Genomic DNA, 21,863 nt, shown 5'->3' with positions numbered 1-21,863 from the left:
AAACCGTCATGAGCGAGCTGCACACTTCGAAGGCGCCTCGGAGCGAGACAACGGCCCAGGGTTGGGTCGACGTCTGCGGGGTAGAGGACATCATCCCGAACACGGGGGTCTGCGCGCTCGTCGGGAAGCGCCAGATCGCGGTGGTCCGGGTCGGCGAGGGCGAGGAGATCTACGCCATCAGCAACTTCGACCCGTTCAGCAAGGCGTTCGTCCTCTCCCGCGGCATCGTCGGGGACAAGGGGGGCGTGCCCAAGATCGCCTCTCCGATCTACAAGCAGAACTTCGATCTGCGGTCGGGTCAGTGCCTGGACGACCCGAACGTGCTCATCCCCGTGTATCCCACCCGCGTCCGGAACGGGCGGGTCGAGATCCAGGCCGCGGCGGAGCCGCTCGCGGCGGCGAGCTGACGGGATGACCTGGCGAGCCAGCGCCAGGCGCTTCCGTGCGGCGGGCGCGCCGCCGTTCGCGGTGTCTCTCTTGGAGTTCTCGGGGCTGGGCTTCCGCGCCGGGTAGACAGGGAATTTCGATGAGCGTTGCTAAGGTCTCGGACACTCACTTTCGCTTACCCATCGTCAACTCGACGCCGAAGATCCACGACAACAACAAGAGCCTGCTGGACTCGCTCCTGGCCGACCAGCAGAAGCTCACGGCGGTCGAGAAGTTCTCCAAGATGCACGAGGAGCACGCGCTCCCGGCGCAGTCCAAGTACTACCGCGACCTGATCCCGCTCGAGAAGCCGAAGCCCGGGCAGCAGTACGGCTTCGAGGTCGACCTCGACGCGTGCACGGCCTGCAAGGCGTGCGTCACCGCCTGCCACAGCCTGAACGGCCTCGACGACAACGAGGTCTGGCGCTCCGTCGGGCTCCTCCACGGCGGCACGCCCCAGGCGCCGGCGCAGCAGAGCGTGACGACGGCGTGCCACCATTGCCTGGACCCGGCGTGCATGACGGGGTGCCCGGTCAAGGCCTACGAGAAGGACCCGATCACCGGCATCGTCAAGCACCTCGATGACCAGTGCATCGGCTGCCAGTACTGCATCCTGATGTGTCCCTACGACGCTCCGAAGTTCAACCCGGAGCGGGGGATCGTGCGCAAGTGCGACATGTGCAGCGATCGGCTGGCCAACGACGAGGCCCCGGCGTGCGTGCAGTCGTGCCCGAACGGCGCCATCCGGATCACGATGGTCGACCAGCAGCAGGCCGTGCAGGAGAGCCAGACGAGCCTCTTCTTGCCGGGGGCGGCGGCGCCGGAGATCACGATCCCGACGACGAGCTACAAGACGCAGAAGTCGCTGCCGCGCAACATGCTCCCCGCGGACTTCTACCAGGTGAGCCGGGAGCACTCCCACCCTCCGCTCGTCGCGATGCTGGTGCTGACGCAGCTCTCGGTGGGCGCGTTCTGCGTGAGCCTCGCCCTCAACGAGCTGCTCGGCGCGCAGGCGACGCGGGATTTCGGCGGCCACAGCGCCACGTTCGCGCTCGTCTTCGGGATCGCCGCGCTGAAGGCGAGCCTCTTTCACCTTGGCCGGCCGCAGTTCGCGTTCCGGGCCTTCCTGGGGCTCAAGACGTCGTGGCTCAGCCGGGAGATCCTGGGGTTCTCGCTCTTCGCCGGGGCCGCGACGCTGTACGCGGCGTCATTCTGGCTGCCCGCGCTCCCGACGCTCCCTGTGCTCTCGGCGCTGCCCCCCATCGAGCACCTGCAGGCGCCGCTCTCGTATGCGGTCGCGCTGAGCGGGATCCTCGGGGTCTTCTGCTCCGTGATGGTGTACGCGGCGACGCAGCGGGAGCACTGGCGCGGGGCCCTGACGGGCTTCAAGTTCGCGACGACGGCGGCCATCCTCGGGAGCTCGACGGTCCTGATGATCGGGCTGCTCCTGAGCGCCGAGCACGCGGCGCTGCTCCTGACCCGGGGCTTCCGCGCGCTGAGCGCGTTCCTGTGCGTGGTGACGGCGCTCAAGCTGCTCGTGGAGCTGTCGATGTTCCGGCACCTCCGGAAGCGGAGCCACTCGACGCTCAAGCGGAGCGCGATCCTGATGACGGGGGAGCTGAAGGGCGCGACGGGCTGGCGCTTCGCCTGCGGGGCGCTCGGCGGCATCGTCCTGCCGGCGCTCAGCCTCTTCTCGGCGCCGAACAGCGGCGTGAGCTCTGAAGTTCTGATGGCGATGGCGGTCGTGGCGTTCCTGTTCTGCCTCGCGGGCGAGTTCCTCGAGCGGTATCTCTTCTTCGCAGCGGCGCCCGCCTCCAAGATGCCCGGAGGGCTCTCCTGATGACGACAAGCGATGCAAGCGGTGCAAAAAAGCCGTCTCCGGCGCCCAAGCAGGCGGACAACCTCCTCTTGCAGCGCAACGGGCCGCTGACGCGCGAGCTGCTGCTCACGCCCGGCGAGTTCGGCCTCGGGAGGGTGCCTGCGCGGCTCAAGCCCGACCAGACGACGACGGTCGTGTGCGGGTTCTGCTCGACCGGGTGCGGGCTGAACGTGCACCTCAAGGACGGGGAGGCGATCAACCTCTCGCCCAACACGGACTATCCCGTGAACCTCGGGATGGCGTGCCCGAAGGGCTGGGAGGCGCTCACGCCGCTCCGCGCGACCGATCGCGCGACAACGCCGCTCCTCAGGAACGCGCGCGGGAAGCTGGAGCGCGTGGAGTGGGACGTCGCGCTCCGCACGTTCGTCGATCGGTTCAAGGCGATCCAGGAGGCGCACGGCAAGGAGTCGGTCGCCTTCATCAGCACCGGGCAGATCGTCACCGAGGAGATGGCCTTCCTCGGGGCGCTCGCGAAGTTCGGGATGGGCATGTTGCACGGGGACGGCAACACCCGGCAGTGCATGGCGACGTCGGTTGTCGCGTACAAGGAGGCGTTCGGGTTCGACGCGCCGCCCTACACGTACCGCGATTTCGAGGAGTCCGACGTCGTGGTGCTCGTCGGCTCGAATCTCTGCATCGCCCACCCGATCATGTGGGAGCGGCTCTGCAAGAACAAGAACCGCCCCGAGATCCTCGTCGTCGATCCGCGCAAGACCGAGACGGCGATGGCGGCGACGGCGCACTACGCGCTCGCGCCGAAGTCGGATTTGACGCTGTTCTATGGAATCGCCCACATCCTCATCCAGCGCGGGTGGATCGACCCGGCGTACATCGAGGCGCACACCGTCGATTTCGAGGCGTTCAAGGCCCACGTCGAGGATTTCACGCCGGCGCGGGTCTCCGAGGCGACGGGGCTCAGCGAGGCGCAGCTCGCGTCGTTCGCGGAGAAGATCCATCACGGGAAGCGGGTGTCGTTCTGGTGGACCATGGGCGTCAACCAGAGCCACGAGGGCGTGCGGGTCGCGCAGTCGCTCATCAACCTGGCGCTGATGACGGGGAACATCGGCCGTCCCGGCACCGGTGCGAACTCCATCACGGGCCAGTGCAACGCGATGGGCTCGCGGATGTTCAGCAACACGACGGGCCTGTTCGCCGGCCACGACTTCACGAAGGAGGAGCACCGGAAGAAGATCGCCGGGATCCTCGGCATTCCGGAGGAGGTCATCCCGACCCGGAACAGCCTGGCCTACGACCAGATCATCGAAGGCATCTTGAAGGGGAAGATCAAGGGCCTCTGGATCATCGCGACGAACCCGGCCCACTCCTGGATCAACCAGGAGGATCTGCACGAGCTCCTCGGCCGCCTGGAGTTCCTCGTGGTGCAGGACATGTACGCCACGACGGAGACGGCGGAGCGCGCCCACCTCGTCCTCCCGGCGGCCTCGTGGGCCGAGAAGGAGGGCACGTTCATCAACTCGGAGCGGCGCATCGGCCTCGTCAAGAAGGTCGCGCGGGCCCCGGGCCAGGCGCTGGCGGACTTTCACATCTTCCAGCTGGTCGCCCAGTACTGGGGCTGCGGCGAGCTGTTCAAGGAGTGGAAGAGCCCGGAGGCGGTGTTCCAGATCCTGAAGCGGCTCTCGAAGGGGCAGCCGTGCGACATCACGGGCATCGACGGCTACACGATGCTCGACGAGCGCGGCGGCATCCAGTGGCCGTACCCCGAGGGGGCTGCCTTCGAGACGAACGAGCGGCGGCTGTTCGAGGACGGCCAGTACTACCGCCCGGATCAGAAGGCGAAGTTCGCCTTCCAGGCGCCGCGCCAGCTGCCGGAGCCGACCGACGAGCAGTATCCGTTCACGCTGCTCACGGGGCGAGGGAGCTCCAGCCAGTGGCACACGCAGACGCGGACCAAGAAGTCGGCGGTGCTGCAGCGGCTCTATCCGAAGGAGATCTACGTCGAGCTGAGCCCTGTCGACGCGAAGAAGATCGGTATCGAGATGAACGAGTGGGTGGTCATCGCGTCCCGCCGCGCGGAGATCAAGGCGCGGGCGTTCGTCACGAACTCGGTGAAGCCCGGGGAGATCTTCGTGCCGATGCACTACGAGATCACGAACAAGCTGACGTTCCCGGCCTTCGACCAGTACTCCCGGCAGCCGTCGTACAAGGCCTGTGCGGTGAAGGTGCGTCGGGAAGAGGATCGCGGGTAGCCCGCGCGGCCTCCGCGAGGACAGCCTCCGCGAGCAGCGCGCGTGGCGCGCGTGGGAGGCGCGCTCAGCCGTGCGCGCCCCGCCGCGGCAGGCGCGCGACGTCTTGCCATCGCAGCGGGCCGCGGGCCCTCGGCGCGGCCGGGCGCACGCCGCTCTCGGCCGGCGCCGGGGCGAGCAGGTGCCCGCTGCGCAGGTAATACGCCAGGAGCGTGTCCAGCAGCCGGGCGTTCATGGGGGGACACGCGATCGCCGTGCCGGCCAGCCCCTCGATCGTGTTCTGGCAGTCGAAGGCGGGCATCCGCGCGTACAGCTCCCAGCGGGTCAGGTCGCCGTGGACCTTCTCGGTCAGCATCGGCAGGAGGGGAAGGAACGGGCTGTCGACCGAGCGCCGTACCCGCTCCAGCAGCTGCTCGCACCATGGCGCGTACGGCAGCCGTGCCAGCGGATAGCCGCGGGAGACGAGCAGATCGAAGAAGCCGTTCAGATCGAGCCGCCGAGGCGGCGGGGGCACCAGGTGGAACGCCTTCCCGAGCGAGCCCGGAAGGCACGAGAGGTGTACGATCGCCCGGCTGGCGTAGTCGACCGTCACGAGCTCCTTGCTCTGCGCGGGGAGGTCGGGAGCACAGCGCATCTCGACGCAGCCTTTGATCATTCTGCTTACGAAGTCGGTCACGTTGGCGGCGCCCGTCTGGCTGTGACCCAGGATGGACCCGGGGCGGAAGACGGTGACGGGCACCCCGCGCGAGCGCGCGATCCACACGAGCTTCTCGGCGACCCACTTGCTCTGGGAATACCCCATGTCCGTCTGGAGGTGGTCCACCCAGCGATCGAGGTCGTCGCTCTCCCGCACGGTCTGGGCGCCGGTGAAATAGCCGATCTGGCCGATGACCCCGATCGTCGAGACGTGATGCACGGGCTTCGTCCGGCCCAGGCAAGCGAGCCGCAGGACCTCCTGTGTCCCAAGCACGTTCGCCGCCTTGTGGGACGCGTACGGCTTGATGTAATTGACCTCGGCGCCGGCGTGGTAGATCGCGTCGACGCGCTGCGCGAGCGCCTCGAAGCAAGCCGGGGTGAGCCCGAGCAGCGGCTCCCTCAGGTCGCCGGGCACGGCGACGATCCTCGCGCTCGCCGCGGGATCCCAGAGCGAATAGTCCGAAAGGCTTTGCCGGATCCTTGCCAGGCCCGCGGCGGCGTCGGGAGCGCGGACCAGGCAATGGACCGTGGCGCGCGTCTGCGTGAGGAGGTCGCGCACGAGAAAGGCGCCCAGGAACCCCGTCGCGCCGGTGAGGAAGACATGGCTAGGCGGAGCGCCCGTGTCGACGAACGAGCCGCAAGGGCGGATGTCGGGAGCGAGGGCGGCCTCCGCGCGGAGGTCGATCGCGCCCATCGACGCCGCGGCGCCGCGCGCCTTCCAGCGCCGCGCCTCCTCGACGGCGCGGGCGAGCCCCGCCAGGGTGGGTGACTCGAACAGCCGGCGCGCGGGCACGTCGACGTGGAAGACCGTCCGCACCTGGAGGAGCACCTGCGCCGCCAGCAGGGAGTTTCCGCCGAGCTCGAAGAAGTCATCGTCCACCTCCGGGCGGTCGGTATGGAGGACGGACGCCCAGATCTCGGCCACCCGGCGCTCGATCGGAGAGCGGGTGCTCTCCGGCGCTCCGGTGTGCAGCCGGCCGGCGTCGGGCGGCGGCAGCGCCCGGCGATCGACCTTCCCGGTCGCGGTGAGCGGCAGCGAGGGCACCACGACGAACGCGGCCGGGATCATGTAGTCGGGCAGCTTCTCCTGCAGAGACCGGCGCAGGCTCCTCGACAGGTCGCGGGACGCGGGGCCGCAGCTCGCGGGGCCGGCGCTGTCCACGCCGTCCGCTCCCTGCCGCCGATCCCCGCCCGCGGGGCGCGACGGAGGGCCGCTCAGGCCGAAGTCCGAGACGACGTATGCCACGAGGCGCATGTCGCCGGGCGCGTGCTCGTGGAGCACGACCACGGCCTCGCGCACGGAGGGGCACGCGCACAGCGCCGCCTCGATTTCCCCGAGCTCGACGCGGAAGCCACGGATCTTCACCTGGCAGTCGATCCGGCCCAGGAAATCGAGCGATCCATCGGCCAGATAACGGACCTGATCGCCCGTCTTGTACAGGCGCTCTCCCGGCTCCTCGGGCAAGGGGTTCTGGACGAACGCCGCGGCGGTCAGATCGGGTCGGTTCAGGTAGCCTCGGGCCAGCCCGTCGCCGGCGACGTAGAGCTCACCGGGGACGCCCACCGGCACCGGCTGGAGCCGGCGGTCCAGGACATAGGCGCGCGTGTTCGAGATGGGCCGTCCGATCGGCACGCGGGAGGCGCCCTCCGGGACCGCGCGCACGAGGTGAGCCGTGGAGAACGTCGTGTTCTCGGTCGGACCGTAGCCGTTCACGAGGTGCTTCGGGGCGCCTTTCAGGAGCACCTCTCTGGACAGCTTCGGATTGAGCACGTCGCCGCCGACGACGAGGTAGGAGAGCCCCTGAAAGGCGTCCGGGCTCACTCGCGCGAGGTGGTGGAAGAGCGCCGTGGTCAGGAACAGGACGGAGATGCCTTCTCGCCGGAGGAGCGCGGGCATCGCTTCCGGCGACAGCAGCGTCTCGTGAGACACGATGACGAGGCAAGCGCCGTTGAGCAGCGCGCCCCAGATCTCGAACGTCGACGCGTCGAAGGAGAGGCTGGAGGCGTGCGCCACGCGATCCGACGGCCCGAACGCGACATACCCGGTGTCCCGTACGAGGCGGACGACCCCTCGATGCGGGACGGCCACGCCCTTGGGCCTACCGGTCGAGCCCGAGGTGAACATCACGTAGGCGAGATCGGTCGCGGAAGCAGGGATGGCAGGGTTTCTGTCGTCGCCGGGCGCGCCGTCGTCCTCGTCGAGGCACATGACGTCCCCGCGGAAGTCGAGCCGTGTCACGAGCGCTCGCTGCCCGACGACGAGGCCCACCGCCGCGTCCTCCAGCATGAAGCGCAGCCGCTCGTCTGGCGTGCTCGGATCGAGGGGCACGTAGGCGCCGCCGGCCTTGAGGACGCCGAGCAGGGCGGCGAGCGCGCTCGACGATCGCTCGACGAGGACGGCCACGCGCAGGTCGGGACCGGCGCGGCGCGCGGAGATCCGATGAGCGAGCCGGTTGGCGCGGCGGTTGAGCTCGCGGTAGGTGAGCGCCTTGTCGCCCTCGATGACGGCGATGGCGTCGGGCGTCCGCGCGACGTGCTCCTCGAAGAGCGCATGAACACACGCGTCGCGCGGATAGGCGGTCTGCGTCGCGTTCCAGACGACGGTCATCCGGCGCCGCTCCTCCGGCGTGAGCAGCGGAATCTCGGCGATCGGCCTCTCGGCGTCCTCCGCGACGCCCGCCAGCAGGAGACCGAGGTGATCCAGCATCCGCTCGATCGTCCCGGGATCAAACACGTCGGTGCTGTACGTCATCGTCGCGACGAGCCCTCGCTGCAGCGCCGTGACGGACAGCGACAGATCGACCGGCGCGGCCGGGCGGGCGCACGAGCGCCGCGCCGCGGTCGCCGCCCTGATCGCGGCGCGCCGCAGGGCATCCCCGGGTCGCACGAGCTCGAAGGTGGTCTGGAACGTCGGGTGATCGCCTGTGTCCTCCGCCACCTCGAGCCCCGCGAGCGGTTGGTCCAGAGGCACGTGGCCGCGGGCCTCGGCCGAGGCGATCTGCGCGGCGATCTGCCCGAGGAGGTCTCGAAAGCTGAGCTCCTCGTCGATGCGGGCGCCAAGGACGAGCGGATGGCGAGGGCCTGGCGCCGCACGCCAGCCCCACCGGCCGCCGCGGCGAGGCCAGGGCGTCCCGATCAGGATCTCGCTCTGAACGGTATGGCGGTAGAGCAGCGCCGCATAAGCGGAGAGCAGGGTGACGAAGAGCGTCGCGCCCGAGCCCCGGCGCACGCGGTCGAGCTCCAGGGCGAGCCGAGGCGGCAGCTCTCGCGACGCCGACGCGCGAGATGGCGAAGGCGCGCGCGGGCGCGGGCGATCGGTCGCGAGATCGAGCGCGGGGAGCTCGCGCGGGAGCTCCCCCGGTGCGTGGGACAGACGTGCCTGTGACGCGTGAGCGCGCATGATCGAACCCCCCCCGTTGAACTGCAGAGGACGATGCGTGGAAGCTCAGACGGTCATCGAGCGTGCCTTGCGCTTCAGCGCGTAGGCAATACCACTTTGCAGGGTGCCGCAGGTGACGAGCCCTCTGAGCTCGGTGCCAAGATCGACGAGCGCCTGTGCGACGACGGGGCGGACGCCTGACAACACGACGTCGGCGCCGAGCAGCCTCGCCGCCTGCGCGACGCGGACCAGCGCGGCCGCCACCTCTCCGTCCACGGCCTTCACGCCGGTGATATCGAGTATCGCCACCGCGGCTTGCTTCTCGCCGAGGGCGTTCAGGAGCGTCTCCAGGATCTGCTGCGCGCGCTCCCGGTCAATCGTCCCGATGAGGGGCATCGCGATCACGCCGTCGGCGATCGGGATGAGCGGCGTGCCGAGCTCCCGGAGGGCCGCCTGCTGCGCCTGAATCACCCGCATCTGGGCGAGCGTCTCTTCCTCGTACCGGAGCTGCTCCGTGATGTCCCTGAAGAACGCCGCCATGCCCGTCGGCTCCCCCGCCGGGCCCATGACCACGAAGGCGCTGGTCTGCCCCATCCACTCGCTCCCGTCGGGGCGCCGGATCTTGAGGACGCCGCGCCACGCGCCGTCCTTCATCAGGATCGGCAAGACCTCGCTGGAGAGCCGGCGGAAGCTCTCGGGAGCATAGAAGTCGGTCAGCCCGCAGCCGACCGCGCCGTCGCCGAAGCCGCTCATCGCCTTGAAGGCGGTGTTGGCATAGACGACCTGCCCGCTCATCGACGTCAATGTGATGCCATCTAGCGCATTGTCAATCAATGTCTTCGACACGCCGAGCTCTTCGGCCTGGCGGCGCTGCTCCACCTCCATGTCCCTTCGACCTGTGATGTCCTGGACTACACTCATGACCTGTCGCGGCTTGCCGGTACCATCCCGCGCGAGGACGATCTCGCGCCTGGTGACCCAGCACCACGACCCGTCGGCCTTGCGCAGCCGATACGCGAGCTCTTCCGAGTCGCTCGCCTGGCCTTCTCCGGCGTGATCGAGCTGCTCGCGAGCCCGGGTCTGGTCGTCGGGGTGCGCGAGCGTCACGAACGCATCGAGGCCCGCGAGGCCCGCTTCGTCCGCCGCATATCCGAGCTCGCCGGCCAGCGAGCGGTTCTCGTAGAGCTTGCGCTGCTCGACCGGATCGTGGACGCAGAGCAGGTACGGAATTGCCTGTAGCACGGCGTTCGTACGGCTGAGCTCGGCACGCAGATCCCGCTCGATCTGCTCTAGCCTGGACACACGAGCGCGCAGGGCGGCAAGCTCGCCATGATGCGGCTGGAGAACCGTCTCGTGAGGTTCCATCGATTTCCCCCGATGCTGGCTGCTGGCAAAGGTCAGGCGGCGGGCGGCGGTGGTGGACAGCTCGCCTCCACCAGCGACGTTACACCTGATGAGACGCCTTAGACAGCATCAATCTCAGCAGGAATACCGTCACAGTGGGGACAGCAGGGCCCGCTGATCGGTATTGTCACAGCGAGGACGTTTGCTGCGGTCGTCACTCCATTGCTGGGTCCAGCGCTTGGTCCATGGCTTGGTTGCACGCGTCTCCGACGGAGCGGGCGGGCGCGTGGCGCGGCTCGATGTGACGGATGCCCAGCGTCGCAGGCGTGCGCTTGTCGCATGTAGATGGTCAGAAGATTCCTGATTGCGACGGGCACCCGTATGGCGATCTCGTTCCCTGTGCGTCATTCTGGGCACCACGTCACCGTCCCGCGACGTCCCCACGCTCCGCGGGGCGAGCTCGCCCCGGTTCGCAACGACGCCTTGCCGCGCTGCCGCGAGGCCAGGCTGGACGGCATTGGCGACGAGGCGTTCGCCCCGGGAATCGGCGGCGGGGCGGAGCCCGGTGTCCGGCCGGCGCCCTCGCAGCGTCACGTGTCTAGTCCTGAAAACCCATCGAGACGGCTGCGGAACCGGTCTTGCCCGAGTTCGCGTTCAGATCGCCGGCACCTCCGCCGTCACCAGGGAGGCCGAACTCGATCGGAGAGTCGGGCTCGACGTCAGGGCCCTGATCGACGGTATGCGCCACCGCGAGTGAGTGTCCTCCGTGGCCTCCACCTCCCCGACCGCCGTTGCCGCCCTTCCCGCCATCGCCGCCGCGGCAGCCTGGCTGCGATCCGGCCCTGTTGCCTCCGCCAGTGCCACCGTACCCACCCACGCCGCCGTACTGGCCGTCCCCGCCTCGTCCACCGTTTCCGCCACGACCCGTGATGATGCTGGTTTTACTTACGCGGACGCGACCGTGGTAAGAGAGAATCCCGATGCTGGATCCGCCTGGACCGCCGCCCTTTCCGGGCTTGCCGCCGCAGCCGCCAGCACCGCCGGAACCTCCAGAAGCGCCGCCCTGTACTGCGCCTGCGCCGCAGTACGCTGAACCGCCACGCGAGCCGCCTCCACCGCCGCCCCCGTAACCGTGCTGCCCTGCATGGCCATCTTCGCCTGCGCCACCTTCCAGCCCCGTGTCTGTGACCCGACCGGGCCCTGATGCGCCGTTCCCATTCGCGCCGTCATCCCCCGCCAGCCCGCCCCTCCCCTCTGTGCAGGACAGGATGGCTTGCCCAGCTCCACCCAGACCGTGGCTCATCGGATTCGTGATTGGTAGAGGGGAACCACTTTCCCCGTCACCACCATCATCGTTTGTGCCGATACCACCCATCCCCCCCGACGAGATGCCATCGTCACACGAGGTTGTGACTCGCGCCCCTCCCGTCACCGTATCGGCAGAGCACGCCATCGCTCCCCGGTTCCCTGGCGCCCCCTCTTGTGCTGCATCGACGCCTCCATCCGCGCCAGGAGCTCCATCTGCACCGTCCCCGGCTACGACCTCGCTCAAGCGCAGATGTACCGTCACTCCCGGCAGGGCGCGCATGGCGATGGAGGAGCCGCCCGGCACGGTGGCATCTTGTGCGATCATACGGATTCTCGTCAGCGTCGTGATCACGTCGCCCTCGGGCGAGGGCTCCGCCGCCTGGTCCACGACGGTGAGCGGAATCCGGTTCGGACCTGGCGCGATCGTGGTGAGCTCGCCGAGTGGATGCAGGGGCCAATGACTTGGCAGACCGCGGCAGTCGAGACCTCCCCACACGTCCATTCCTGCTGGCACACGGACTTCGACAGAGAATGTGTCGGCGCATGCGTACACCCGCATGCCACGCTCGCGGGCAAGCTCGAACGCCCGCGCAAACGATTTTACCGGCGAATTCGGCGTGCCAGGCCCAGCATCATCGCCTTTGTCTGCCACATATACGCCCTCGCAGTCAACCGGACGATCGGCGTTGCCGGGATCCGCGTTGCACGACTCCACCGGCGCGCATGTGAGGGTCTCCTCGCAACGTTCCCACACCCCCGATTCGCTACCGCATCCGAGCGCCGCGCTCCCGTTGAACAAAGCGACTCCGAACAACAAAGGCCGAGCACCCAGCGCGCGGAAGCCCGATTCCCATCTCGTCATCTCATCCCACATGGCGCCCCCTACTGCAGCTCATGAGAGTCTGGGTCGTTCGGATCAATGGCCGCAAACGGCAGGAACTCGGCCGCCACGCCATCGTCGCCCTTGCTCTCCGTGACATTCGGATCGCCGCCGTCCCCTCCCTCCCCAGCAGTTCCAAGGAGAAACGTCGCCTGGACGTTCTCGCGCGTAACCTCCGCGGTCTCCAGATACGCGATGGCTACCGAATGACCGCCGAGCCCGCCGCCTGCGCCACCGCCGGGCCCCCCGTTGCCGCCATCGCCACCGCGGCATCCCGCGAGCGCCCCGGGCACGCCTCCGCCTCCCTCACCGCCGGGAGCTCCGCTTCCTCCTGGCAGTCCCGCTCCTCCCGCGCCACCCCGACCACCGCGGCCGGTCTGAAGGGTCGATCCGCGGATGGTGACCTTCGAACCTCTTGTGACGATGCCAGCGCTCACCCCTCCAGCGAAACCGCCTGTCCCCTGCTTGCCGCCACAACCGCCGGAACCACCCGAACCGCCGAACGCCCCCCCGACCGGCCCGGCACCACAGGCGGTCGCGCCGCCGCGCGAACCGCCACCACCGCCGCCCCCCTGACCCGGGCGTCCGAGGGTCCCGCCCTGACCCTTGCCCAGCGTGCGGACCCATCCCACAGCGCCAGGAAGCCTTGCCCCCTGACCGTGCACACCCGCGGCACCGTCGAGGCCGCGCTGGCCGTCGGTGCACGCCATGCTTCCCTGCTGACCGACGCCCCCGGTACCGACGCCCGTCGGGTTCGGGTCGGGCAGCGGCTCCCCATGACCTCCGCTGAAGCCCTCATCGGCCAGACCGGGGCCGCCCTGGCCGCTGACCGAGGTTTCGTCGTCACACTCCGTTGTGGCCTCTCGGGTTGCAGGCACGTCATCGACCGTGCACGCATCGGCTCCCGCGTGTCCAGGCCGCCCATCGGCCGCCGCTGCATCCTCCGCCGGAGCTCCGGGCTCACCGTCGGCTCCGTCACCTGCGACGATGAGGCTGTCGATCACCTCGAGCTCGCTGCCAGCGGAGAGGTAAATCCCGATCGAGTTGCCGCCCGGGATTGCGCCCCGTCCTGTGATGACTTCGCTCGCAACGAGCTTGAGCTCGGCCTCATCGCGCACAGCGACGATTCCGATCGAGCACGCTTCTGTTCGGTCCATCTCGTTGCCATCGGGCGCCACGATCCGCAGGTTCGCGAGCGTGACTTCCCGCCCTCCGAACGTCACGACTTCGCGCTCGGGCTGCTTCGGGGCGATGATGGTCTTCGCATCGGCACCGAGGTGCTGCCAGCCGTTCGTGCAGTCGAATCCGCCCCAGATGCTAGTGTCGTAGAACCAGATACGTTCGTCGAAGGTTTCAGCGCAAGCGTAGACATGGTGGGGGTGACCGCCCGCCTCCACGAGCTCGAGGGCCTTGCGCAGTGTCTTCAGCGGCTTCGCGCGCGTTCCTGGATTCGCGTCGTCGCCGAGACTTGCGCTGACGAACAGGCCGCACCCATCTTGCGGAGACTCTACCGTGGGGTCGTCGACACAGATGGGATCCTCGTGACCGGAGGAACACCCGTACACGACAGAAGCGATTCCGAACCCGAACGCGATAGGCACCAAGGTGGCCACAGCCACCCGGCCTCGACCTTTCGATGAGGTATCCATGCTCCGAAGCTCCACGTTCGTCACCACACACCCGCCATCATAAGCCCCATGCGCTGCCCGCTCACCGTGGGCACCACACGCACCCCATCGCTGGACGGTGAGGTCCGGTCCACGAGCAGAGACACGAGCGTCAGCGCACCGATCGCGCCGCCCGAGGCCAGGGTCACCCATCCGGCTGTCCTGAGAAGATCCCGCTCCTCCTGCAGGTCACGCAGCTCCGAGCACGCGCGCGGTGCATTGGGGCCGGCACATCGGCTCGCATCGTTGTCCGCGCCGCGCAGCGCGGTAGCTCGGTCATGGAGCTCACCCTCGGTGTACGCGCTCCAGATCAGCAATCCACCGCCGGCTGCCATGGTTGCCCCTGCCACGACCGCGCCAGCGATGCGCAGCTTCGACGCCGTGGAGGACGGCTCCGCGGAAGACGACGCCTGCGCCCCTGGCGCCGAGCTCCGCATCGAGGTTTCCTTCGCAGGAGCGCCTAGCGCTGCGGCGCGCGGCACCTGCAGCGAGATGGTCGTCGGCTTCCCGGCCTGCGCGTCGAACGACGCGAACGCCTCCTCATGGCCCGCCAACCTGGCCCGCACCATGTGCTGTCCGGGATCCAGGAACAGCCTGTAGGTCCGCGCTGGTGCGCTGATGGGCTTGCCGTCGATGAGCACCTCGGCATCGGGCGGGTCGACGGACAGGTAGAGGGTCGCGACGTGCGGCGCTGCCTTGCGCTGCCCGGCCTCGAACCGAAGCTGTAGTTGAAGGGGGAGGATGTTGCGCTGATCCAGGCTCCAGGCCAGATGCTCCGCAGCGTCACGGTACTTGCGCAGCTCGAGCTCACACAGGCCAAGCTCTCCGGCGATCTCCGCGCGCTCCTTCTCCGTGCTCGACGGCGGGTCTGCGGCCTCGAAGGCCGCCTTGTAGGCCGCATGAGCCTCGGTCCACCGCCCTGCGTCGCGGGCCCTCCGTGCGCGGCGAATAAGGTCCTTCTCCGTCGAGTTGCCGCCTTGCTCCGGCGTCGAGTAGATGTCCTCGGCGCTCGCCGAGCTCGTGTAGCTGGTTGCGGCGCCAATCATCAGACAGAACAGCAGCGAAGGCGCAACGTCACGCATGCGCGGACCGTACTTGCGCCGGACGCGCGGCGTCAACCTTGACCAATTCGCAGGAAACCGAACTTTTTCCAGGCAAAGATCGGCCCGACGACGCAAAGGAGCTCGTCGACCCTCCGAGCAGTGGAGCTACCCAGGTACGCACATCACAAAGCGTACATTATCCTACCAAAGTTGACCGACCCTTCTCTTTCTTGAACCCTTCCGGCCAGCTCAGGGGTGCTACCAGCTGTGGGCAAGCCAGCACGAACTCCCCCCCACTTCGAGCGCTTTCGCCGCCTCATCAGGCGGGTCGGTGTCCCCGCGCGACACGCCGAGGACCTCGCGCAGGAAGCGCTCCTGCGGGACTGGGAGGCGAGAGGGCGGCTCGAGCCAGGCGTGGATTCAGCGCCGTACTCCGTCACCATCGCCCTGAACCTCGCCCGCAGTCACCTACGGGACGCGAGCCGTCGGGGTGAGGTCCTGACCCCGTTCGACGAGCACGACTTCCGCGGGGACGAACCGAGCCCGGAAGCCTTGCTCCGGAGGCAGCAGCGGGAAGCCGTCATGCGCGACCTGATCGAGCAGGTCGACCCCAAGTACCGGGACCTCTTGGTCAAGCACGAGATTGAGGAGAAGTCGCTCGCCGAGATCGCCGCCGAGCTGGGGCTCAAGCTGGACACCGTGAGGAGCCAGCACCGCAGGGCACGCGAGCAACTGGACGAGGCGAAGCGGCGCTGGATGGCGCAGCAAGAATTCCGGGGCTGGGACAAGGAGCCCTGCGTTCCGGTGGCGTTCGGCCTGTTCCGTCGCTCGTGGCGGACGACCGCGCTGCACCTGCAGAAGGTCGGGGCGAAGGTCTTCGCGCAGGCTGCGCTCGTCGTGCTGACGGGCGCCGTCATCGCGACAGCTCCGCGCTCGTCAGGCTCGGCCAGTACGACCCCGTGGTCACGGCCAGCAGCGATCTACGCCGGTGCGGCCACACCCCCGCAGCAGCACACCGCGCCACCCCTCGACCAGCCAGACGCACGCAGTGCGGTCGCCACGGTCTCGCCCCCGGTGCAGGGCAGCATCCTGGCACCCGGCGAGAATGCGCCGGTCGCAAAGAACGGCAAAGCCGCTTCACCGGCCGCAACAGCTGCGCGTTCCTCGCCGCCCGTCCGCGCCGTACGCCCGGTCGCGAGCGAGCGCGAGAAAGACCTGATCCTCCAGGCGCGCAAGGCCATCGAAGCTTACAACGCCAGGGCTGACGTCGAGGCGCGACGCATGCTCGACATGCACGCCATGGAGTTCCCTCGGGGTCAGCTGGCCCGGGAGCGCGAGGCGCTGCTGCTGCAACTTCGCTGAATCGGCGGCGGCCCTAGAGACAGATAGCCAGCGGTGGAGGCGGCGGGGTTCTTGAGCGACGTCAGGCCGAGATCCGCCCTGCGCCGAGCCAGGAGAATGAGCACGTCCATGACACGCAAGGAAGCCGTGGCGGAGCATAGGCGCGCGTCCCATCGAGTCGAGGTTGGTGCGCCCCCGGCAGTACACGTTCCCTTCGAGGCCGTCATGCGGCACTCGAGGATGATCCATGCCGTGTTGCGCCAATTCGGCGTGCCCGCTCGCGACCAGCTCGATGTAATGCAGGAGATCTTCCTGTCCGCCTGACGCAGCGTGGAAGGCAGAGGAATTCGGCCCCGTCCGGAGGTGCCGCCGAAGAAGGCTCTACAGAGCTGGCTCTTCGCTGTTAGCACCACATCCTCCATTACCGGGAGCGCCTGTACCGGTGGCACAGGGAGCTGGCGGCGTTCGCGGCTCCAGGGATAGCGACGCATGCACCGTCGCCCTTCGGCCAGGTGGAGGCCCGGATGGCGCATCGTTGTCTGGAGCGGCTCAAGTCCGAGCTCCGTGCCGTGCTCGCGGGCACCGCCGCGGGCAGTACCGCTGAGGAGATCGCTGTAGAGCTCGGTGCCCATCCAGGCACGACGAACAAGCGGCTGCACCGCGCGCGAAAGCAGTTGCGGAAGATCCTCCGCTGAAGGAGGTGCGGGCGTAGCTCGCCGTCGCTGCGCACGCCCGCGATGGCCATCAGTCGGCCTGCTCGTCGGATCATCAGCCAGCCTAAGCGTCAACACCGGGCCGCGGGTCCTCTACCTGAGCCCCCTCGGCAGAGGTGGTGCCGGCAGGGCCCAGCCCAAGGGGTGCCTGCTTCGGCGATCAACCAGAAACTTGAGCACACGCCACCGGCGGCGATCCGGTTACGACATCCGGAGCATGCTCCACCACACACCTGCCCTCACGTACGTCCACATCGCAACACACGACCTGCCACTCAGACTCTCGCTCGATCTCTGGCTCGTCGACGGAGAGCTCAATGGCGGCCTATGGCTGTTCTGCGACCGCCACCTCTGCGAGCCCTGCGTGGGCAAGGCGTAGCTCGGACGCGTTCCGCATCACAGCGCAGAGAACCGGCCCATGCTCCCGGTATGGCGGCGCCGGCCGGAGCTGCGGCCCGGCGCTCTGGTCATCGTTTGCTGGCGGGGCAGCACAATGGCGCAATTTTTGCATAAACGCTCCTTGAGCGCCGTTCGCCGTCGGCACGCGCAGGCCGTTATAGTACCCTTATACGCGTGACCGCGCCCCCCCGACTTCTCGACCTCTTCATCTCGTACGCACCTCCTGATGAGGGACTCGTCGACGAGTTGGAGAAGAGCCTTGCGATCATGAGGCGGCAGCGACTTATTCGCACCTGGCATCGCGGCCGGATCGGCGCGGGGGAAGAACGCGACTCGAGGATATCGAACTTCCTCGATTCTGCGCAAGTGGTCCTACTAGCAGTCAGTCGAGACTTCCTCGCCTATGACGACTGTTACGAGCTTGAGATGAAGCGCGCATTGGAGCGGCATGACGCGGGCCAGGCACGCGTGATCCCAATTATACTGCGAGCATGCGACTGGAGAGAAAGCCCGTTCAAAGTGCTTCAACCGGTCCCGAGCAATTGCAAGCCACTAGCCGACTGGCCCAATAACGACGAATTCTGGCAACACGTTACTCAGCAGTTACGGTTCACGCTTAAAGACCTGGCTCACCTCTCGACCATCTCGCCGACCGCAACCGAAGCTCAACACAACGCACACGAACCCAAAGAAGTCACTTCCAGCGCAGAGCCCAGAACTGCATTACTCGTCGCATCAGCACCCAAACCGGTCGCACCGTGCAGTGCACCACCGATCCAGCAGCCCAGTCATCCGACAACCACGGGCATCGTCAAAACCACTGATGATACCTCGAAAGGCATTCACTGGCTAATAAAAACGACATTACCCAGAATACTCACAAAAAATCCCAACGATCCTGCCGCGACACTGATACGAGCAAACCTTCCGACCGACGCATGCAGGGGAAGAACGACCATCGACCAGTGGACGCATGTGTGCGCATCGTTCGCAAACGCGGGAATATCTGGCCTAATCAACGCTCTATGGCTTATTGACCTGATCCAGTCCGAGCATTTCGATGAAGAGCTATCACGCTGGGCGGCGTCATTCATCAAGCTCCTGATCGATCAATTTGGGGGTGGCGGCGGCGGCGACGGCGACGATACAGATCCTGACGCAGTTCGCAGGCAGCTATGCTTATATATCAGAAATGAATCAGCACGATGGCGGGAACTCGAGCGCAGGGTGGTTCTGATGACACCTCCCATGTCGACCGATGCTCGCACGTATGTCTTCGAACTTGCCAGCAAATGGCAAGCCATATCGACACACATCAATGGCGCAAAATCACAGGCTAACCAGGAGCACACGACCAACAACTCAGATCACGCAACACAGCTGGACTTATCACGACAATAAATCAGAATCATAGCACCAACCTCACAGGGCGACAGAGACGTCAAACTCAATACCATGAACAGACTCATTCCGGCCACAATTGCGTCTATTCCTGAACACTTCTCAAGCGAGCTAAAGCCCGAGATTCAGGAGTTCGTGTCGCGTGAATTGGCGCGGATTGCGGCCACTCCATCGCCCCCACCCGATCTGCTGAGAAGATGGAATGAGCTGTGCAAACAAGCCGAAGCAGGAGACTTCAAATCTTCACAATATCCGCATTTTCCGCTCTCGTCGACTTACTCGCACACCCAGATCTCCAATTTATCACTCGCAGATCTGGTCAGTTTCATCTGCGTCAATAACAACCAGCCAGTGTTGTGTAACCTGCTCATCACCCAGTGCTACTACGAGATCTCCGCGGAGCTCGTGAAGCTGCTCGGCGGGCGCAACGCCCACTGGTGCACGTTCGCCACGTGGGCGTCGAAGACCGCGGGGCGGTTCATCCGCAACGAGGATGTGCCGGCGGTGCTCCGACAGCTGATCCTCTCGGACGAGGACGAGCGGGAGGTGATCTCGCAGCGCGCCGGCATCGCGATGGGACGCGGCAAGGGCGGGCCCCACGTTGGCGGCGTCAACCTGCTCACGCCCTGGTGGGGTCACGGACTCGATCTGATGGAGATCCCAGAGCGGATCCTGCGCGAGCTGAGCTCGGACATCGCCCTCGGCAATCTCAAGGTCTTCGAGGAGCTCGGACCCCTGTTCGTCCGCATGATCCAGGTCTATCGAGAGTGCCCGCGGCCCGGCGACGCGCAGCTCGCCGCCCTGCTCGACGGGCTGAAGCCAGGACAGTCTCGGGAGGGCGGACAGGGGCCGCTCCGGGGCGCCGTGGTGCGCTACCACGAGGCGATGCTCACGGAGGATCAGGACAGGAAAGCGGAGCTGATCCTCCTCGCCAACGCGCTCGTCGGGCTGCACGAGCAGGTGCGGCTCCAGCCGTACATCGCGCGGGCGCTCAACGCGCCCGTCCGCTGCCTGCGCGACGCGCTCGGCGTCCCCGGACGGCACCTGCCCGAGGCGCTCAGGTCCGTGATCCGCGAGCAGGCGGAGAAGGTACAGGCGGTCTGGCGTCTGCTGGCCACGAAGGAAATGATGACCATGCGCCTGCCGGACGAGCTCCTGGATCTCGGTCACGATCTGCGCGCGCCGCCCGACTTGACGCTCCACTTCGCGGAGCTGGCGACCATCGACGATCGCGAGCTCTTCGATCTCCTGAGCGAGTACGACGCGCACGACCAGATGACGTCCGGCTACGGCGCCGAGGACTGGGCGTCGCTGCCCGAGCGCATGAGCTACATCCTCGAGTTATTCCGTAATAGGCAGCAATGTAACAGACTATTCCAGCCGCCATTTAGCCCCGACCAACGTGCGAATATTGTTGCCGGAAGAGTTCCACTCCCCATTCTCGGCGATCTATGATCCTGACCTCATTATGTTGTCGGGTCGACTCGTCTATCCTATTATATAGAATCTGATGCAGAAGCACTCCTGTGCCGTGTGACCTCCGTGCGCCCCGGCGCGAGGTCACGGGGGTCCGTGAGATGGCTCTCAGGCATAGGAGAGGAACTTGGACCTCGATGGCCTCTGACACCGCTCCGACGCGTCCGATGAGACGTCTGCCGTGTCTCTCGCGCGTGCTGGCCGTCAGTTTAGCTCCGAGTTCGATTCTCGGCGCCTTCACCGCCGAAAGACGGCGAGAGCCGTATTTTTATTTTCGTAACCTGAATGCAATCAGTTAATCTTGGCGTCCCTGAGCGACTTAACGAGAGAATCACCTGCTACGGCCTTTTCAATGCGGGCAGAATCCTAGGCCACTGTGGTGAGGCACGAGGACTCTCTGGACTCCTCACCTAATCTCAGACTCCGCACCCGCTGTCCTCACGCGACCAGCCACAGCCATCACCTCGCCTCAAACCCCGCGCGGGAAGTCGCCTTGCGGCGGAATGCGCGGGTCCTCCGTCGGATCGGGCGACGGCGGCTCCGGCTGCTCCGGCCCCGGATCGCCCGGGTTCGGCGGCAGCGGGGCATCCTCGTCGTCGCCAGGAATGTCCGTCTTTACGAGCTCATGCGTGCGATGGTTCATGACGGCCTTCCGCTGCAATTTTCAAACTGCATCACACACACACGACCGCTCGCCCCGCCGGCTCGACGCCCCCGCCCGGCCCCCCTGATCTGCAGCCAGCGTGCTCTCGATCCGCCACGACCCCTTCCCGCTGGAGGCCGCCCGCGACCTGCTCGGCATCGTGCCGCGCGCTCTACGCCGAGGCGCGCTCCCGCGGGGCCAGCGTGGCAGATCTCCACGCCATCGCGGCGGTTGGCGACGACCTCCCGCAGGCAATCGCCCTCGCCGAGGCCCATCCGCCCGGCACGCTCGGCTTCTCGTCGGCGTGGGCCCGCGCCGAACGCGCGGCGGACCGCGTCGGCGAGCTCGCGGACGCGCTCGCGCCGGCCGCGCCCATCGTCCGCGCCGCCCTGGCCACCCTCCCCGCCTCCCCCCGCATCAGCCATCCGAGCGATGCCGCCGAAGTCGAGGCGGAACGCGCAGCCGATGCCGTCATGGCCGGGGCCTCCAGGGTGACCCTGACGCAGACGGGCGGCGGGCAGGTGCAACGGCAATCCGCCGCCGACGTCGCCCGATGGGGTCTCATGGCTGCGGGCGCCCTCGCGGCGGACGATGTCACCGGGATCGGTGCCGCCGACGATGTGCTGATCCCCGTCGCGCTCGGAATCGCCGGCATTGCTGGGCTGATTGCGCTCGCCACAAGCTCGAGCAGCACCACGACGACCACCACCACGACCGCGACGACAGCCCGCAGATACCCGAATCAAACCTGCGAAGACTCGGTGCTCGACGCGCTGCAAGCCACCATGCACGGCATCGGCGACAGAATTTCCGGCGAGAGCTGCAGCCCGTCGAAGGTGAGCCCCAAGCGGCTCGCGCGAAGGCCCTGCTCGGAGATCCGGGCGCGCATCGCCGCGTTGGCCGCCTGCCTCGCGGCCCGCAACCGCATCCAGAACGAATGCTTCGGCGGCAACCCCGACCCGCGGCACGCGGACGCCATCGCGCAGGAGACGAGCGGCCTGACCGCCTGTCTCGCCCTTCAGGCCGTGAATTGCGCTCCCGGCCACCCGATGGCGGACCTGTAA

At 67.4% G+C, this 21,863-nt stretch carries 14 protein-coding genes; 9 read left to right on the top strand and 5 right to left on the bottom strand.

The genetic code is table 11. The annotated features are described in order from the left end of the window. Positions 1-8 precede the first annotated feature (8 nt). From nirD to WME97_RS45605, 3 genes are all read left to right on the top strand, one after another. Entirely contained in the window at positions 9-407 is a 399-nt protein-coding gene (nirD, locus tag WME97_RS45615; protein WP_437547362.1) for a nitrite reductase small subunit NirD, read from the top strand. Positions 408-526: 119 nt separating this feature from the next. Further along, a complete protein-coding gene (locus tag WME97_RS45610) occupies positions 527-2,266 on the top strand; it encodes a DmsC/YnfH family molybdoenzyme membrane anchor subunit (RefSeq protein ID WP_437547361.1) in 1,740 nt (579 codons plus the stop codon). Beyond that, entirely contained in the window at positions 2,266-4,512 is a 2,247-nt protein-coding gene (locus WME97_RS45605) for a molybdopterin oxidoreductase family protein (RefSeq protein WP_437547360.1), read from the top strand. Before WME97_RS45610 ends, WME97_RS45605 begins: the two co-directional genes overlap by 1 nt. Positions 4,513-4,576: 64 nt before the next feature. Here the strand turns inward: WME97_RS45605 and WME97_RS45600 are convergent, their stop codons facing one another. The 4 genes from WME97_RS45600 to WME97_RS45585 form a co-directional block, all read right to left on the bottom strand. Next, positions 4,577-8,605 carry a non-ribosomal peptide synthetase gene (locus WME97_RS45600; RefSeq protein ID WP_437547359.1) on the bottom strand — a complete coding sequence of 1,343 codons (4,029 nt, stop codon included), beginning with the start codon at positions 8,603-8,605 and terminating at the stop codon, positions 4,577-4,579. A gap of 45 nt (positions 8,606-8,650) precedes the next feature. Next, on the bottom strand, positions 8,651-9,826 hold the full coding sequence (locus WME97_RS45595) for a PAS domain S-box protein (RefSeq protein WP_437547358.1): 1,176 nt from the start codon (positions 9,824-9,826) through the stop codon (positions 8,651-8,653). Positions 9,827-12,118: 2,292 nt separating this feature from the next. Next, a complete protein-coding gene (locus WME97_RS45590) occupies positions 12,119-13,792 on the bottom strand; it encodes a hypothetical protein (protein ID WP_437547357.1) in 1,674 nt (557 codons plus the stop codon). Next, positions 13,786-14,961 carry a hypothetical protein gene (locus WME97_RS45585; RefSeq protein WP_437547356.1) on the bottom strand — a complete coding sequence of 392 codons (1,176 nt, stop codon included), beginning with the start codon at positions 14,959-14,961 and terminating at the stop codon, positions 13,786-13,788. Before WME97_RS45585 ends, WME97_RS45590 begins: the two co-directional genes overlap by 7 nt. 132 nt (positions 14,962-15,093) lie before the next feature. Here WME97_RS45585 and WME97_RS45580 point away from each other — a divergent pair, with 132 nt between their 5' ends. From WME97_RS45580 to WME97_RS45560, 5 genes are all read left to right on the top strand, one after another. Beyond that, positions 15,094-16,188, top strand: a complete 1,095-nt coding sequence (locus WME97_RS45580) for an RNA polymerase sigma factor (protein WP_437547355.1) — start codon at positions 15,094-15,096, stop codon at positions 16,186-16,188. A 503-nt stretch (positions 16,189-16,691) separates the two neighbouring features. After that, positions 16,692-16,862, top strand: coding sequence for a sigma factor-like helix-turn-helix DNA-binding protein (locus WME97_RS45575; RefSeq protein WP_437547354.1), 171 nt, complete (start codon positions 16,692-16,694; stop codon positions 16,860-16,862). Positions 16,863-17,052: 190 nt separating this feature from the next. After that, positions 17,053-17,259, top strand: a complete 207-nt coding sequence (locus WME97_RS45570) for a hypothetical protein (protein ID WP_437547353.1) — start codon at positions 17,053-17,055, stop codon at positions 17,257-17,259. A gap of 194 nt (positions 17,260-17,453) precedes the next feature. Further along, on the top strand, positions 17,454-18,680 hold the full coding sequence (locus WME97_RS45565; RefSeq protein WP_437547352.1) for a toll/interleukin-1 receptor domain-containing protein: 1,227 nt from the start codon (positions 17,454-17,456) through the stop codon (positions 18,678-18,680). 54 nt (positions 18,681-18,734) lie between these two features. Continuing rightward, positions 18,735-20,135, top strand: a complete 1,401-nt coding sequence (locus WME97_RS45560; protein ID WP_437547351.1) for a hypothetical protein — start codon at positions 18,735-18,737, stop codon at positions 20,133-20,135. 490 nt (positions 20,136-20,625) lie between these two features. Here the strand turns inward: WME97_RS45560 and WME97_RS45555 are convergent, their stop codons facing one another. Beyond that, positions 20,626-20,799, bottom strand: coding sequence for a hypothetical protein (locus WME97_RS45555; RefSeq protein WP_437547350.1), 174 nt, complete (start codon positions 20,797-20,799; stop codon positions 20,626-20,628). 203 nt (positions 20,800-21,002) lie between these two features. Between WME97_RS45555 and WME97_RS45550 the strand changes: the two genes are divergently transcribed. After that, positions 21,003-21,863, top strand: coding sequence for a hypothetical protein (locus WME97_RS45550; protein ID WP_437547349.1), 861 nt, complete (start codon positions 21,003-21,005; stop codon positions 21,861-21,863).

Origin of the sequence: Sorangium sp. So ce367 (genome assembly GCF_051520455.1) — a bacterium.
GTDB lineage: Bacteria > Myxococcota_A > Polyangia > Polyangiales > Polyangiaceae > Sorangium > Sorangium cellulosum_B.
The sequence above is the reverse complement of the archived record's forward strand: the minus strand, read 5'-3'. Positions and strand labels throughout refer to the sequence as shown.